Here is a 16,056-nt window from a genome sequence, read left to right on the forward strand (position 1 = left end):
ATCGGTATGATAGACAACCCAGTGAAAACATCAATCCGGCCCGGCATAACCCTTGCCAGCCTTCGGATTACCCCGGCGTTTGCCGCGGCTTTTGGCGTATTGCTCGTAACAGTCATCGCGCTCTTTACCGCTCCCTATGTGGGAATGGCAGATAACGGTGACTTTTTCCGGATTATATATAGCAATGGACTGTACTTCAACCTCCCGGATTATGACAGCCAGTATTTCGGGTATTTCGTCAAGCAGTTTGGAATCTACCAATACTATAACGAGAACAGCTCGCTGCTGGTCTCCTCCCAGTCCCTGTTTATCAAGCTGGCGCTGTTCGTCAATAAGCTGGTATTCAGCAAGGAAGTGTTCGATATCCGGTTTCAGGCCGCGATCTACACGCTCCTGTATGTGGCTGCTGTCTACCTGCTCATTGAAGCCGTTACGTTCAAGATGTCCCGGAAGCGGGGGATGATTGTTGCGGTTCTGGCAGTTTTTATCTTCGGGGACACGGGGTATACCGCCTACTTCAATTCGTTCTTCGGCGAAAGCCTGGTAATGGTCACGATGATTCTCGTGTTCGCCTCATGGCTGCTGCTGTACCGCAAACGATACAACGATTACGCCATGCTGGCGGTGCTTCTGGTCAGCACGCTGATCCTAACGACCTCCAAGCAGCAAAATGCTCCTGTGGGCATGGTGATTTCCCTGCTCTCTATCTCACTTGTCTGGATCCGCCGGGATAAATTGTTCCGCTGGGTCACGCTCCTGTCCGCCGCCCTGATGATGTTCGCCGGTATTGCCACCTATCTTAATATCTCCAAAGAGTTCGTGAATATTAACCAGTATCATGCCATGACACGCGGAGTGCTGATGGAATCAGAGAATCCGGAGACCGCGCTTCAATCCTTCGGGATTAATGAACAGTACGCAATCCTCAAAGAGAATACCTATTATGACCAATACGGGACCGTGGATGTGAAATCGGATCTGCTGGAAAAGGATTTCTACAGCCAATACGGTTTTGTCTCGATTCTGAAATATTATGTTACGCATCCGGACCAGTTGGGCTCGATTCTCGACACGGCTGCCGAAAGCGCCTATACGATCAAGCCGGCGGCGATGGGGAATTATGAAAAATCAGCGGGTAAGGAGTTCCGGGCGCAGAGTCATTTCTTCAACGTATACAGTACGCTGAAGGAGAAAATGGCTCCCCGCACCTTTGCCTTCATCCTCCTCTGGATGGCGGTGATTACAGGTGTCTATATGCCTTCCTTCGTGAGCGCGGTCCGGGCGCGGGACTACCGGGGAATGCAGCGGCTGTTCGTGATTCTGGCCACAATGCTTGTCGGATTGTCCGGCATTGTAGTCTCAATTATCGGAGCAGGCGATGCCGATATTGCGAAGCATGAATTCCTGTTTACCTTAGCCTTTGACCTGATCACTTTCCAGGTCATAGCGAGTGTCATTGGCCGCGGAATCTCATCCCGGAAATCCATGCCGGCTGCACCGCCTTCCGTGCCGGCCCAGGAATATGCTGCCCTGAATAATGGGGTGAGCATTTGAAACGCGGAGGGATCATCATTCTGCTGCTGCTCCTGGCAGGGAATCTCCTGCTGCCCGCCCCGGCCGCTTCCGCCGCCGCGTCACCTGCCGCTGCGCAGCATATTCTGCTGCTCTATGACAGCCTGGCGAAAGGCACGGGTAAGGAAGGGAATGTGGCAGAGTTGCAGCGGCTGCTTGCCGCCTACAGTACACAGGTTACGCTTAAGAATGTATCCGATTATGAGCAAGGCAGCCTGTCTGCCTACTCCGGTATGATCACCGTCATTAACAGTGCGGAGCTGAAGATTACGAATAGGGCTTACTTGCAGGACGCAGCGGGCTATAAAGGGTCGGTGATGTATGTCGGATACCAGCCGCCGGACCGCGTGCAGCAGGCCTTGCAGCTGAAGACAGACATCTGGCATGGAGCCAGCGCAAGCCTCTCCGTCGGCGGGTTCACCGGCATTCCGCTGGAAGTGGAAGAAATGCCTTATATCACTGCTTCACAGGGCGGCCGTACGTACGGCGGGTGGTCTTTTGAAGATGGCGGGGTGCAAATGCCCTACGCGGTAAGCCGCGGCGAATTTACTTATATGCCCTATCTGAAGCAGGGCGATTTAAGCAGCATGGCCGCGGCTTATGTATTGAAGGATTGGCTGAAATCCTCCGCCCGGCCCCGTACGTATCTGGTGCTCAAGGAGATCTATCCTTTCTCCGATCTCGAGCTGCTTGAGCAAACGGCAGACAGGCTGTATCAGAGCGGAATTCCATTCATCGCCAGTGTCCGGCCGGTGTTCGGCAATACCGATTTTCCGGCGATGAAGCGGTATCTGGAAGCCCTGAGAACGGTGCAGTCCCGCAATGGGAGCATTGTTGTCAATGCTCCGGCGGTCAGACCGCCGATCAGCCTTAGTGACCGGTCGCTGCATGACAAGATGAACAGCTTCATCAATGTGCTGGCAGAGGGCGGTGTAGCTCCGCTGGGTATGGCTGCAGAAGGCTACTGGACGTATGACAAGGAATATTCTACGGCGGGTATGGGCTTCTTCGACTCGGCGGTACTCTACGCGGATGAAGAAGCCAGATATATGGAACAGACGGACACCTCGGTGATCTTCCCGTCCACCCTGTACAGTCTGCCGCTGGAATCCCTGCAAGGGATCAGCAGGACCGGCAAGGCGATGCCGGAGCTTCCGCTGAATGCGGCAGTTACTATCGACTTGCCTGAGGATGAGGCTGCACTGGACAGTCTGATGCAGAATCTGGGGGAAGAGTGGTATACGTTCGCCGACTATAAACGGGAGGCCCATAACGTTGTTACAGATATCAACACCATCGAATCAGCGGATGGGGTAATTTACATTAACGGCAACAATCTGAATGTCGACTATACCCCGCAGACAGTCACAGCCGATTACCAGTACCAGGAGAAGCAGGCCACAAGCTTTAACAGGCTGTTCAGCGTGCAGAATCAGTTTTTTATTATCGTCATCCTGATTGCCCTGCTTCTGTTCGGGGGGCTGCTTACGACCGGTTACCGGCTGTACCGGAGGAAATATTTGAAATAAGGGAATCCGGAAAAATCAAACAACATTAGGAGAATAATATGACGGTCTCAGACGTGCTGATGGTCATTGCGGTGATCTGCATCTGGTCACTGCTGCTGGTGAATGTAGCGCTGATTATAGCGGGCTACCTGTACTATATTGAAACTGAAAATAAGGCAGTGCCGGAAATCAGGGGTGAGTATCCGATGGTGACGATTATGGTCCCTGCGCATAACGAGGGCGTGGTCATCAGCAAAACCGTGGAATCCCTGCTGGCGCTGGATTACCCGCATGACCGGTATGAGATCATCGTCATCAACGATAATTCCTCGGATAACAGCGCGGAGCTGCTGGGCGATATCCAGCGGAGGAATCCGCAGCGCAATCTGATCATCATTAATACAGATGCTATTACAGGCGGCAAAGGAAAATCCAATGCGCTGAACATCGGCTTCACCCGCAGCAAGGGGGAGCTCATTGCCATCTATGATGCCGACAATACACCGGAACGTACCGCTTTGCGCTATCTTGTGGCTGAGATCATGAATGACTCCACCCTGGGTGCAGTGATCGGCAAGTTCAGAACCCGCAACCGCGATGCAAGCCTGCTGACCCGGTTTATTAATATTGAGACCCTGTCGTTTCAATGGATGGCGCAGGCCGGCCGCTGGAAGCTGTTTAAGCTCTGTACGATTCCGGGAACGAATTTCATTATGCGCAGGTCTATTGTAGAGAGTATCGGCGGCTGGGATGTCAAGGCAATTGCCGAGGATACGGAGATTAGCTTCCGCATTTATATGATGGGGTACCGGATCAAGTTCCAGCCGAAATCGGTCACCTGGGAGCAGGAGCCGCAGACGGTGAAGGTCTGGTTCAAGCAGCGGACACGCTGGGCGAAGGGGAATATCTATGTCATTGTGAAGAACCTTCCGCTCCTCTTCGACCGGAAGGCGGCGAAGATCCGCTTCGATATCCTGTATTATGTCTCGATCTATTTCCTGCTCCTGATCTCGCTGGTCACCTCTGATGTTCTGCTTGTCCTCCATGCGATGGGGTATGTCCATACGACCATTGCCGGACTCAGCAGCTTCCTGTGGCTGCTCGCCATTGTTCTGTTCGTGGTCGGAATCTTCGTTACGCTGACTACGGAGAAAGGCGAGATGAGCCTGTCGAACCTGTGGATCATTCTGCTGATGTATGTTTCGTACTGCCAGCTGTGGATGGTGGTCGCCGCTTACGGACTGTATAACTATCTCAAAGACGTCATTTTCAAACGGGAAGCCAAATGGTACAAAACCGAGCGCTACTGAAGCGCCGGAGGAGAAGAAATAAGCGATACAGGAGATACGGAACATGATGAAAAAACAGATAATGATAGGGCTGATTTGCCTCTCCCTTTTCCTGGTTCAAATTCCTGCGGCACTGGCAGCAGCAGTGCTTCCCGGTGACGCCACGATGACTTACGAGACTACATTTACGGGCAGCGAGATCTCTCTGGCGGGTACAAGCTCCCAGCAGCAGTATTTCACAGTCATGGATTACTGGAACGTCGAGGCGGTGAACATCAGGCTGCATTTTCAGGTATCACAGATTAATGCGGACCAGCAGTCAAGTGTGACACTGTTGCTTAACGGCATTCCGTTCTACTCCTTCAGACCGTCCGCTGAGAATAACGGGGAGCAGAGCCTGAGCGTTCCGGCGCCCAAGGGCTTCCTTAAGGAAGGCAGCAACACGCTGAGTATCCAGGGGAATCTGAAGACCGATACAGAGGATTATCAGCTCTGCAGTATAGTCAATACGCAGGACAGCTGGCTGCATCTGTTCAATACCTCCAACATATCCGTGAAGTACGCGCCTAAGGCGATTACGGGCGGGATTGCAGATTTCAGTGCCAGATTCTCGGGAATGGATACGGTGAAAAGAGGACAAAGCCTGCTGGCCGTGCCAGAGAATGCCACCGGCTCTGAACTGGAGAGCGCGACTTACGCCCTGTCGGGCTTCGCCAAAGGCAATACGCTGAACGATAAGACGATTCCACTGCTGCCCTACCGTGAGGATACCCTGAAGGACAAGCGTGCAGTGGTGCTGGTAGCGATGTATGACCATCTTCCGGCCACCTTGAAGAATCTGGTGAGCACTACAGCTGATCTCAGCACCCATGCCGTGATCCAGCTGGTGAACAAGGATTCCTCACCGGTGCTGGTCGTTACCTCCAGGGATGAGAGCCTGCTGATCAAAGCCGGACGCTTCATGGCCAGCGGGGAGCTGCTGAGCCAGATCAGCGAAGACCTGAAGCTTGTGGATGATGCTACCGGTGTAGCAGACCCGGCGCCGCCCATCAGCTCGAATGTTACATTCACGGAGACTGGGGATAAGCTGACCGGACCGAATCATCAAGAGCAGACTTATTTCGTTTCGCTGCCGTCCAACCGCTCGATTGCGGATGACGGTAAAATCAGCCTCGATTTCCGCTATGCGGGGAATCTGGATTTTGAGCGCTCACTGGTGACGGTGAGCATCAATAATACGCCGGTCGGCAGCAAGAAGCTGACGAAGGAACTGGCTAACGGTGATGTACTAACTCTGGATGTGCCGCAGAGCCTGAACATCTCCGGCAATTTCTCGGTCACGGTGGCGTTTGATCTGGAGATGGCGAATGCCATCTGTACACCTAATACGGAGCAGATGCCCTGGGCTTATATCAGCAAGGAATCGATGATGCGCCTGAACACGAAGGACCGCACAGAGCTGCTGCTGAGCAACTATCCGTACCCGTTCCTGCGCGACGGCATCTTCAACCGTGTAGCGGTCGTTCTGCCGCAGGAGATGGATGACTATGCCTATCAGAGTCTCGGCAATATCTTCAACATGCTTGGCCAATATGCCGGAGGCAACACCGGGGATGTCCATTATTACAGCGATGATGTAGCTGCGGATAATCTGAAGGACAACAATATCATTGCCATCGGCACTTATAAGAACAACAAGGTAATCCGGGACAACAACGACAAGCTCTTCTTCAAATACAACAAAGACGGCTCGACCCTGCTGTCCAATGAGAAAATAGCGATCGAAGAGCAGTACGGAGCCGGCATCGGAACGCTGCAGCTGCTGGACTCACCCTATGAGAGCGGACGGGGCCTGCTTGCGGTTACAGCGGTCAGCTCCGAGAGCTACTACCTGGTCTCGAAGCTGATTGCCAGCGAGAAAGACCGCTGGAAGGTCTACGGGGACGGTGTGGTTGCAGACAAAGACGGCCAGGTTCATGCGTACCGCTTCAAAACCCTCTCAGGCGCGGCCAAAGAATCAACAGTGGCGCAGATTATTGAGCGTTCAGATGTGCTGGGCTTTGTGGTTGCGGCTGTCCTTATGATCACGCTGGTCATTGTATCGCTGCTGCTCCTGCTCCGCAAACATATGAAGAAACGTGGTGATAAGCGTGAGACGTAACCGCAGCAGCCTAATCTCCGATCTCGGGTTTCTGGCATTCCTGGTCCTGATGTTTGCCTGCACCGTATTCATTGCCGGCTCTCCGGACCACTATATACAGAATATCATTATTCTGAATGTGGCCTTCCTGCTGGCGCTGGTCACGTATTTCACCACGGTAACTGCGGGACTGATGCTGAATCTGGCGTTTATCTTCGGCTACGGCTTCTTCGTGGTCTATCAAACGGTGTCCGAAGGGGCATCGATTGGCGTAAATACGTACTTCTGGCTGATTATGACCCCGCTGATTACAGTCGTCATCTGGGTGTTCACGTCCAGCAGCCGTGAGCTGCAGGCCGAGAATGAGCGCCTGCAGAAGCGGACGGCCAATCTCGCCACGGTGGATGAGAATACGGATCTGCGCAACAGTATTTCTTTTCAGAAGGATGCCAGCCTGTTCACCGGGATATCGACACGGTATCACATTCCGCTGACGCTGCTTGTCGTCAAGGTGAAATACTGGAATGAGATCCGCCGTCTGATTCCGGAAGAGCAGCTGTCTGAAGCGATCTATGATGTCTCCCAGCTCAGCCAGTCCAGTATCCGCACCAATGACGCGCTGTATCTGCTGGACAAGGAGGACGCCACCTGGGGGCTCCTGCTCTTCACAGACCGTGAAGGGGCCAAGATTGTCATTGAGCGGATCAAGCTCCGGCTGCAGGAATTGAATGATACCGAGTTCTCCGGCAAGTATAAAGTGAACCTGGGGCTGAAGATTGGGGCAGTGGAGTATGAGGCGGACAAGATTGAGAATCCGCTGGATTTCATTGTTCAAGCCAAAAATCAGCTCGAATACGATGTATAATGCAGATTAGGGTTCTTGCTTCAATCCAATCTGACAGGAGGACATCATTATGGATTTGGGTCTTGGAGGAAAGTCAGTGCTCGTAGCCGCCGCCAGCAAAGGGCTGGGGCTGGCAACCGCACTGGAATATGCGCGTGAAGGCGCGCGCGTGACGATCGCGAGCCGGAGCCTGCCGCAGCTGGAAGCGGCGCGGCAGGCGATTCTGGAGGCCACGGGGCAAGAGGTTGCCGTGGCGGATATGGACGTGACCCGCCCGGAGGATATTGAACGGGCGGTCCGGACGGCCGCCGAATATGGAGGCGGCCTCGATGTGCTTGTCACGAACGCCGGCGGGCCTCCGGGCGGCAGCTTCGGGGATATGGCCGACGCGGACTGGAGCGGCGGCTTCGAGCTTACGCTGATGAGCACGGTCCGCCTGATCCGCGAAGCGTTGCCGCATATGCGCAGCGCTGGCGGAGGGCGGATTGTCAGCATCAGCTCGGTCTCGATCAAGCAGCCGATCCAGGGGCTGATTCTCTCGAATGTGTTCCGCGCAGGGGTGAACGCGCTGAACAAGAGCCTGGCTGCAGAGCTGGCCCCGGAAGGCATTCTGATCAACAGTCTGGCGCCCGGACGCATCGGTACAGACCGGATTCTCCAGCTTGACGGCAAACGGGCGGAAGCGGTGGGGACTTCGCTTGAGCAGGTCCAGGCGGAGGCGCTGAAGGGGATTCCGCTCGGCAGAACGGGAACGCCGGAGGAGTTCGGTAAAGCGGCAGTATTTCTCGGTTCTTTTGCCAATACTTATATTACCGGCCAATCCCTGCTTATCGACGGCGGAATGGTGAAATCGCTCTAACGTTCATCCCTGAGCCGGTTGCAGGGCGGCCCGGTTCGCGGTGCCTGATTGCAGGGTGACAAACCCCCTTTTTTCCGGCTCAAAAGGTTGACTCCAGGCCCGCTTTCACGTATGATAGTATGGCGTGTAAAAATCGGAAGATTTACGCATCTCCCTTCGTCTAACCGGAATTATTAAATAGACCAAGAGATGGCTTCATAATACCATAGAAGTTGTATTAGTACGGAAAGGAGGTTATTACAATGAAAGAAGGCATACACCCTAAGTTCAACCAGGTTATCTTCTTCGATGCAAGCGTAGGCTACAAATTCCTGAGCTCGTCCACCAAGTCTTCCGGTGAAACGATGGAATGGGAAGACGGCAACACTTATCCAGTGATCCGTGTAGACTCCAGCTCCGCATCCCACCCGTTCTACACAGGTAAACAAAGAGATACCGAAACTGGCGGCCGTGTTGACAAGTTCAAACAACGGTTGGCACAGAAGAAATAATGGTATTCCTACTATAGAGGATATTCCCGCATCCATGCAGATGGTGAAGGAGTATCCTCTTTGTTTTGTTTATGTACGCTTGTTTGAGCGGCCTGCGTAGCGGGTATTAATGTTTAGGTGGGAAGTGGAAGGTATCAATTAGACGTTTGGAAGGGCATGCCTGCGTGTTTTCCGAAAGGTAGTTGATTAACCCATGTACTACTTGAAAAGACGGAGAAGATCAAGATTACGCCGATTCTACTCCGGTTTAGCACCCTAGCAACTGGAATCCTGCATAACTATAAATTCGCTTCTCACCTTTTGAAGACTCTACGGGCTGCCCGTAGGGTCTTCGTGTATGTTCAGGCATCTCCATGGAACGGCGGACGGACGGCTATACTTTGGGTACAGATAGTATTTTTGGAAGAATGATTCATTTGTACGAAAGAGTAGGATATAATAAGGCAAAGTTATCTCAAAAATAGGAGAAATATGACATGCCGTGGATGCAGGGTTATCCTTATTATTTAGTAATGGGCAGCGTTCTAAGTCTCTACATGGGCATCGGTTCTTTCAAGCACCGCCACACACCGGGAAGATGCTATTTATGGATATTGATGCTGCTGGTCAGCCTGATATTCGCGGCTACGGCCGGAGAGATTCTGTCGGATTCCTTTCAAGCCAAGCTATGGTGGAAGAACTTGCAGCAGGGCCCGCTTTTTTTGAGTGCTATCTTTACCTATACCGTTATTAAAGAGTATGTTTCCCGTTCCTCTGAGGGTTTGGCCAAGAGGCTTATTTTCTTTTGTATTCCGGTCGTGCTGGATGTTGTGCTGATCTTTACCGATTCCTATCATCATCTGATGCGCAGTGAGGTTGGGCTCGCAACAGTGGCAGGTGTTACCGGAATTGCAGTGAAGCCTACAGTGTTAAGCATGATCCTTATTGCATATGACCAGCTGTTCGGGTTGTATGCAGTCTATTTACTGGCGATCTCCCTCCTGAATGCTCCGGCATATTATTTCCGCCGTAATCTGATGCTGCTGCTCGGGCTGGTAATTCCGGTACTGACGGTCTTTCTGCTTCCGCTGCTCAAAATTACGATAACCGGGTTCACTGCATTTACCTATCTTCCGCCCATCATCGTGGCGTACCTCTCCTTGTTCCGTGATCCGCGGCTCTCCTTATATCCGCTTGCCAAGAATAAAATCTTCGAGAATATGAAAGACGGCATTGTACTGACGGACCGCTACGATCATATTATTGATGTCAATGAAGCTGCGGATGCGATGCTCTCCGTGCTGCTGGAAGAGAAGGCGGACACCTGGAGGGGCCGAAGCATACATCTGCTGCTGAAGCAGTACGGGCAGATTTCGGAACATTATGCCAAGCGGTTGGAAGGCCAGTTTGAGATCGAGCCTTCCGGTAAGGACGGTGCCTGTTTCGGCGTCGCACTTATTGCCACGGAGCGGACCCGCGCAGAGAACACCGGCATGCTGATGGTCTTCAGTGATCTCAGTGAGAAGAAGAGGTATGAACGCGAGCTGCTGCATCAGGCTACCGTTGATGATCTGACCGGTCTGTACAACCGCAGGCATTTCATGCGGCTGGTGCAGAATTATTCTGCGCAGCACGGGGCGGGAATGGCTCTGCTGCTGTTCGATATCGATGATTTCAAGTTAATAAATGATACATATGGACATCTGGCCGGTGATCAGGCGCTGGTAGATTTGTCCCGGAAGATTATGAAGGTGTATCAACATAACGGGATTTCCGGCCGGGTGGGGGGCGAGGAGTTCGCGGTCTGCTTCTTTGCCGGCAGCGAGGCTGAGGCCTTGAGAGAAGCGGAGAGTTTCCGCGCTGACCTGGGCGAGCACATTGTCCTGCTGGAAGGGGGGCACAGCATCCAGCTGACTGTCAGCATTGGCATCGCCTTCACTGAGCGCAGCGATGTGACCTTCGAGGACTTATACCGCGAGGCGGACGAAGCCCTGTATCAGTCCAAGGCTAGGGGCAAGAACAGAGTCACCCTTGGCCGCCAGCCCGCTGTGCGGCAGGCGGCCAAGGGTTAGCCGGTTACCCGGACATCATACAGCAAAGCCCCCGGTTTCTGCCGATGCAGAAGCCCTTATACCGCGAGGCGGACGAAGCCCTGTATCAGTCCAAGGCTAGGGGCAAGAACAGAGTCACCCTTGGCCGCCAGCCCGCTGTGCGGCAGGCGGCCAAGGGTTAGCCGGTTACCCGGACATCATACAGCAAAGCCCCCGGTTTCTGCCGATGCAGAAGCCGGGGGCTTTTTATTGAACTGTAGTCACTAATATTCTTTAAGGCTGAACGGCCTGCACAACGACTTTGAGCGCGGTTCCGATTGGCGGCAGACTCCGGGTCATTACAGGGGAGTAGAAGCCCATAACCGTAGTGCCTTGCACCAGAGCAGACTGTTCTACAGCTTCTCCGCTCGCGTTCACCAGCAGAGTATCCTCCGTCAGGCGAAGCACGATCTCGCTTTGCGACAGATCGCTGAGGGCGCTGCCCTTGATGCGGAGGCTGAGTGAGCCGTCTTCGGCCTTGATGATCTCTTCAAGAGTGCCTTCCGTACCCAGCATATCAGCCTGAGCCTTGGTATCCTGAACAGTTATCCGGTAAGCGGGCGTCTGCGGCGGCAGGCTGCGGGTGGAGAACACTGCGTGCTCGGCCTCTACCGTCATACCGATCTGAAGATCGGCTAAGGCCAGCTTGGTGCCGTCGGTCTTCTCATATACCGTATCTCCGCTGACATTCAGTACGAGCCCTGCGGTTCCGGTACCCTTAATCTGAATGGAGGAAGTGTCGCCGGAATTCCGGATGGCGGTGATGACGCCGGTCTCAAGGACATGCTCTGCGGCTGAAGTGATCACGATATTCTTCCCCTCCACACTAACGTTCTGATGCAGTACCTCACTTACGAAGGATGCGGGGACATACATTTTGTCTCCCTTAGTCAGCGGAGCGGTTCCGAGTGAGGTGTACATTTTATTGATCACATAGCGGTCTTCGCCGCTCTTCACAGTTGTGTATATATTTCCTTTATTCAAGTCGACAGCTTTGGTTGCCGTGTTCCAGGTAATCTTGAAGCCCAGTGACTCAGCGACGGTACGCAGCGGAATCAGCGGCTCCTTGGTGCCGGAAGGCTGAAAGCCGGTCTCGGTGATGGCTGTACCGTTAATGGCAATGGCATACGCGCTTAGTGAGGCGCCGGCTTTGTTCTGGGCAGCCTTGGTCTGGTTTGGGCTGGTTGCTGCAGGGGCAGCGGAGACCACTCCGGTAGTGAGGGCCAGCGACAGCGTCAGGAGCGCTGCGCTTGTTCTGAGAGAAGTTTTCATGGGACAGCTCCTTTGGTTATGTTAGTAGGTAAGTATGTGTTATTTCTCTAACGCCGGTTGGACTCATTATGTTGCACTGGATTACCTGGGCAGATATAGTAAAATGAAAATATTAACAATTGCTGATAGCAGGCACTGGGGGGCGCTATGGAGGATTTCAGAGATCGGCTGAGGGCTGTACAGCAGCAGCAGGACGGGCTTTTGAAAGAATACCAGGCTTTGATTGAGGAATATGAGAGCAGCGATCTGGTTCATGAGAATGAAGCGCTGAAGAAGGAGAATGAAGAGAACAAGCTGATCCTCAGGGAACTGAAAATTCAGGCTTCAATATTGCGGCAGGATAACTCCGAGCTGCGGACGGCACTGACGGAGCAGATTCTGGATGAGAAGCTGGGCATTCTGCGGGTATCGCGGCAGAAGCTGCAGACCTACTTTGGCTCGCAGAATAATACCTACCTCGACAGGCTGACTTCCTTCGAGCTGGAGACCAGGCAGCGTATTGATGTCACGTTCAGACGTGCCAAAGCTGAGCTGGGGCAAGACCAGGCGCAGATAGCCGCCATGCTGGGAGAAGTGCAAGGGAGGCTGAATGAGAGTATTCTCCTGCGCAGAAAGCGGCAGCGTGAGGTGGAGCAGTCACTGACAGGGACGCTTGACAGCCGTATGGATGTCTTTGCCGCTGAGGGGGTCAGTGAGGAGACTCTGCTGCGCCGCCGCAAGCAGAACCGGATTGAAATGAAGATCGGGCTGAACTGGATCAACCGCCTGGGGATTCTGTTGCTGATTCTGGCAGTGGGGGCCGGATTCAGATACAGTTATTCCACCTGGTTCAATGATTATATGAAGGGCAGCGCCTTCTTTCTGTTCGGCGCTATCATGCTGGGCGGCGGCGAGTGGCTGTTCCGCAAAGGCAGAGGAGCCTTTGCCCTGGGTCTGATCGGAGGCGGGGTATCCGTACTCTACGGCTCGATCTTTTACAGCTATTTTTTATTGGAGATTATCGGTTTATGGGCCGGGATCGGTCTATCCGTACTGGTCACTCTATCCGCTGTGCTGTTATCGCTTCGCTATGAGTCGAGGACGATCTGTTCCATGGGGCTTGTCGGGGGTTATCTGCCGCTGTTCTCTTATATAGGGGCGTTCGGGCTGGAAGGCAGTGCAGTGTACGCGGCTATGGGGTATCTGTTCGTGCTGAACCTGCTCATTCTGCTGGTCTCCCTGCGCAAGCGCTGGGTTATTGTCAATTACATCAGCTTCCTGTTTAATATACCATCCATGCTGCTGCTGATTAATCTGTCGGACAGCAGTGCAGCGGGCATGCTCTGCGCTATATTGACCTTTGTCATGTATCTGGGCATCACACTCTGGTACCCGTTCAAATACAAGTCGAAGCTTGGCTGGCTGGATTTCTGCCTGCTGGGCTGCAATACGGCCATCAGCTGCGCAACCTTGTATATTCTTTTCCTGGATGCAGGTCTGGGCGAGTTCAAAGGCGCGCTTGCCTTGTTCTTCTGTCTGATGTACCTGGGGCTTGGTGTTCTGCTGGAGAAGCGGATGCCGCAGGAACGGGAGAGCAGGCTGCTCTTCTACGCCACCTCTCTGACCTTTGCCGTACTGATGATCCCGTTCCAGTTAGGAACGGCCTGGTGGTCCATCGGCTGGCTGATTGAGGGAGTGGTTCTGACGGTCTACGGCCAGCTGTACCGCTTCAAGGCAGTGGAACGCTCGGGCTGGGGGATTCTCCTGCTCTGCCTGGGGACGTTCTTCGGCATCGACGGACTGCTGCGGATATCCGAGCTGAGCCCTGTGGTCATCTACAGCAATCCGTATTTTGAGCTGAAATACACCTTTATTACTGCGGGGATGGTTACGGTAGCCTTGTTCTATGCGGTCCGCCATTCCCGGGAGGAGATTCTGCTCCGCAGCTCACCTGCCGAGGTGCAGGGTGTAGTCTGGTTCAAATATGCGGCGATCCTGAATTTCTATGTATATCTGGTGTATGAAGCCTTACGTCTGTACGACCGGGCAGTTCCGGAAGATATGGCACACAGTACATTCTACAAGCTGCTGCTGGCAGCCATGCTCACGGCCGGCCTTGCCTATGTGCTGCCGAAGGTTAAGGTGCTCTATGATGCGGTGGTCGGCTACATGGTTATGCTGATGTACGGGATCACTTATGCTATCTGCATCGGTATCACGCTGGGTCTGCCCAGCCTGCAAGGCGGATTGTCCGGAAGCTCCGGGGCAGATCTTCTGGTGCTGGGTCTGCTTATTCTCTTCAATCTGTTCGTGTGGTTCAGCGGCGGAAGACTGCTGCGGACAACGCTCCTGCGCGATTACAAGAATATAGAGCTCGTTCCGGTGGCTATGGGTATCTATCTGCTGGTGATGATTACTGCATTCCTTGGTGTGCAGATCCGGCTGCATGATGGCGGACTGGCTTTCAGTCTGGTCTACCTGCTGCTCTCGGTGCTGTTCATTATGTACGGCTTCCGCAAGCGGTATCTGTACATCCGCCGTTTCGGACTGGGCCTGTCACTGCTGGCAACCGGCAAGCTGCTGCTCTATGATCTGACCCTGCTGAACACCGGCAGCAAGATCATCGCATATTTCAGCTTCGGACTCTGCCTGCTGGGGATTTCGTATCTCTATCAGCGGATATCGGCCAGAATGGAGGAAGCCTATGCGCTCGCAGAGAAAGACCAGTTGGAGAGCTAGGGCGGCAGTGCTGCTCGCGGGGCTGGGAGGATTGCTGCTGTTCACCTCCGCCTATCCGGCGCAGGGTACGGCAGCGGCAGCGGCTGGCTTGGCGGAGAAGGCTGACAGCGGGCAGTGGAAGTTCTCGCGGGCCATCGGAATTCCTGGGCCGGCCCCTTATTATGAGGTATATCTGGACGAAGGCGTGTATGGCTCGGCAGCGGAGGATTTGCGCGATCTGCGTATTACCGGCAGCACCGGCGAGACGGTTCCTTATTATCTGGAGAGCGGAGAGGGAACGGTGGAGGAGCGCAGCACCGCCTATTCATCGATTCTGATCCGCCGGGCGGATCAAGGGACGGACACCCTGCTGGATTACCGGATTACACCGCTTGCCGAGCATGTGGATATTCAGGGAAACAAGCTGGTGTTTGAGCTTCCTGATGAGTCTTTCCTGAAGCATGTAGAGGTGTGGGGAGGTTATGACGGGAATGCCTGGGAACCGCTGGCCAAAGGGGATTTGTACGCTACGAACGGGTTAAGTGCGGACAGCATTGAGCTGGAAGGCAGCTACAAGTTCAGCTTTTACCGGCTCGTGGTAAAGAGTAATCCGGAGGGGCTGGATTTCCCCGGCCTGACCCTGGTGGACAGCAGCCGGGAGGTGAAGATGGCCGGATTCATGCGGCAGAAGGCGCCGCAGTATGAGATCGGCCAGGTGGAGAACCGCACTGAGATCGTCATCAGCAACAAGGACCGGCTGAAGATTGCCAGGCTGACACTCGGCAGCACCGGGAATTTCTCGCGGCGGTATGAGCTGTATGACAGTGACGGTATAAGGCTGCCGGTGGCGGGCAGCGGGGAGCTGTACCGGCTCGATTTCAAGGATACCCGGATTTCACGGACGGACATCCAGCCGCTTCACGCATCCTCCTCCGCAGCCCTGCGGATTATAATCTATAATCTGGATGATGCCCCGATTTCAATTACCGGCCTGAAAATAGAATATCTGGTGGACCGCCTTGTCTTTGCGGGAGGAGAGCAGGAGCAGGGACCATATTCGCTGATCTACGGCAATGCCCTGGCACTTGCTCCGCAGTATGATATTATTAATTTCAAAGACCAGATTGCCGGGGACAAGCGGGTTACAGCTACGCTTGGTGCAGAGAATATGATTCCTGAGGCACCGTCAGATTCTCCGGCACAAGGCGGATGGTTCCAGAGTGAATGGGGATTCAACCTTATTATTATCGCGGTCTCCCTGCTGCTTATTCTCATCGTGGCCCGTAAGCTGGGCCGGACTAAATAGGAAGGGATG

Annotated in this window: 11 protein-coding genes; 10 read left to right on the forward strand and 1 reads right to left on the reverse strand. The window is 53.8% G+C overall.

Annotated elements, in window-relative coordinates:
• The first annotated feature begins 6 nt into the window (after positions 1-6).
• The 8 genes from QW71_RS23765 (at position 7) to QW71_RS23800 (ending at position 10,754) form a co-directional block, all read left to right on the forward strand.
• Positions 7-1,554, forward strand: a complete 1,548-nt coding sequence (locus QW71_RS23765) for a hypothetical protein (RefSeq protein ID WP_047013942.1) — start codon at positions 7-9, stop codon at positions 1,552-1,554.
• Positions 1,551-3,101: a hypothetical protein gene (locus QW71_RS23770; RefSeq protein WP_039304774.1), complete on the forward strand. Its 1,551-nt coding sequence runs from the start codon at positions 1,551-1,553 to the stop codon at positions 3,099-3,101. The genes QW71_RS23765 and QW71_RS23770 overlap by 4 nt, the downstream gene beginning before the upstream one ends.
• 38 nt (positions 3,102-3,139) lie before the next feature.
• Positions 3,140-4,390, forward strand: a complete 1,251-nt coding sequence (locus tag QW71_RS23775; protein WP_039304777.1) for a glycosyltransferase — start codon at positions 3,140-3,142, stop codon at positions 4,388-4,390.
• Between the two features lie 43 nt (positions 4,391-4,433).
• Positions 4,434-6,530: a cellulose biosynthesis cyclic di-GMP-binding regulatory protein BcsB gene (locus QW71_RS23780; protein ID WP_052770150.1), complete on the forward strand. Its 2,097-nt coding sequence runs from the start codon at positions 4,434-4,436 to the stop codon at positions 6,528-6,530.
• On the forward strand, positions 6,520-7,374 hold the full coding sequence (locus QW71_RS23785; protein WP_039304914.1) for a diguanylate cyclase domain-containing protein: 855 nt from the start codon (positions 6,520-6,522) through the stop codon (positions 7,372-7,374). The genes QW71_RS23780 and QW71_RS23785 overlap by 11 nt, the downstream gene beginning before the upstream one ends.
• Before the next feature lie 49 nt (positions 7,375-7,423).
• Positions 7,424-8,212: an SDR family oxidoreductase gene (locus QW71_RS23790; RefSeq protein ID WP_039304785.1), complete on the forward strand. Its 789-nt coding sequence runs from the start codon at positions 7,424-7,426 to the stop codon at positions 8,210-8,212.
• 242 nt (positions 8,213-8,454) lie between these two features.
• Positions 8,455-8,703 carry a type B 50S ribosomal protein L31 gene (locus QW71_RS23795; RefSeq protein ID WP_039304788.1) on the forward strand — a complete coding sequence of 83 codons (249 nt, stop codon included), beginning with the start codon at positions 8,455-8,457 and terminating at the stop codon, positions 8,701-8,703.
• Positions 8,704-9,179: 476 nt separating this feature from the next.
• Positions 9,180-10,754 carry a diguanylate cyclase gene (locus QW71_RS23800; protein WP_039304792.1) on the forward strand — a complete coding sequence of 525 codons (1,575 nt, stop codon included), beginning with the start codon at positions 9,180-9,182 and terminating at the stop codon, positions 10,752-10,754.
• A 252-nt stretch (positions 10,755-11,006) separates the two neighbouring features.
• On the opposite strand, the gene QW71_RS23805 is transcribed toward QW71_RS23800, so the two are convergent.
• On the reverse strand, positions 11,007-12,044 hold the full coding sequence (locus QW71_RS23805; RefSeq protein WP_039304795.1) for a copper amine oxidase N-terminal domain-containing protein: 1,038 nt from the start codon (positions 12,042-12,044) through the stop codon (positions 11,007-11,009).
• A 147-nt stretch (positions 12,045-12,191) separates the two neighbouring features.
• On the opposite strand from QW71_RS23805, the gene QW71_RS23810 reads away from it, so the two are divergent.
• Positions 12,192-14,762 carry a DUF2339 domain-containing protein gene (locus QW71_RS23810; RefSeq protein WP_039304798.1) on the forward strand — a complete coding sequence of 857 codons (2,571 nt, stop codon included), beginning with the start codon at positions 12,192-12,194 and terminating at the stop codon, positions 14,760-14,762.
• On the forward strand, positions 14,728-16,047 hold the full coding sequence (locus QW71_RS23815) for a hypothetical protein (RefSeq protein ID WP_152679840.1): 1,320 nt from the start codon (positions 14,728-14,730) through the stop codon (positions 16,045-16,047). Before QW71_RS23810 ends, QW71_RS23815 begins: the two co-directional genes overlap by 35 nt.
• Positions 16,048-16,056 lie beyond the last annotated feature (9 nt).

The organism is Paenibacillus sp. IHB B 3415 (genome assembly GCF_000802655.2).
In the GTDB taxonomy this organism is placed as follows: domain Bacteria; phylum Bacillota; class Bacilli; order Paenibacillales; family Paenibacillaceae; genus Paenibacillus_AQ; species Paenibacillus_AQ phytohabitans.

Bases quoted from the DNA above. Each gene is read 5' to 3' on its own strand.
- QW71_RS23800 (WP_039304792.1), top strand. From the start codon at position 9,180: ATGCCGTGGATGCAGGGTTATCCTTATTATTTAGTAATGGGCAGCGTT.
- QW71_RS23810 (WP_039304798.1), top strand. From the start codon at position 12,192: ATGGAGGATTTCAGAGATCGGCTGAGGGCTGTACAGCAGCAGCAGGAC.
- QW71_RS23805 (WP_039304795.1), bottom strand. From the start codon at position 12,044: ATGAAAACTTCTCTCAGAACAAGCGCAGCGCTCCTGACGCTGTCGCTG.
- QW71_RS23815 (WP_152679840.1), top strand. From the start codon at position 14,728: ATGCGCTCGCAGAGAAAGACCAGTTGGAGAGCTAGGGCGGCAGTGCTG.
- QW71_RS23775 (WP_039304777.1), top strand. From the start codon at position 3,140: ATGACGGTCTCAGACGTGCTGATGGTCATTGCGGTGATCTGCATCTGG.
- QW71_RS23795 (WP_039304788.1), top strand. From the start codon at position 8,455: ATGAAAGAAGGCATACACCCTAAGTTCAACCAGGTTATCTTCTTCGAT.
- QW71_RS23780 (WP_052770150.1), top strand. From the start codon at position 4,434: ATGATGAAAAAACAGATAATGATAGGGCTGATTTGCCTCTCCCTTTTC.
- QW71_RS23765 (WP_047013942.1), top strand. From the start codon at position 7: ATGATAGACAACCCAGTGAAAACATCAATCCGGCCCGGCATAACCCTT.
- QW71_RS23790 (WP_039304785.1), top strand. From the start codon at position 7,424: ATGGATTTGGGTCTTGGAGGAAAGTCAGTGCTCGTAGCCGCCGCCAGC.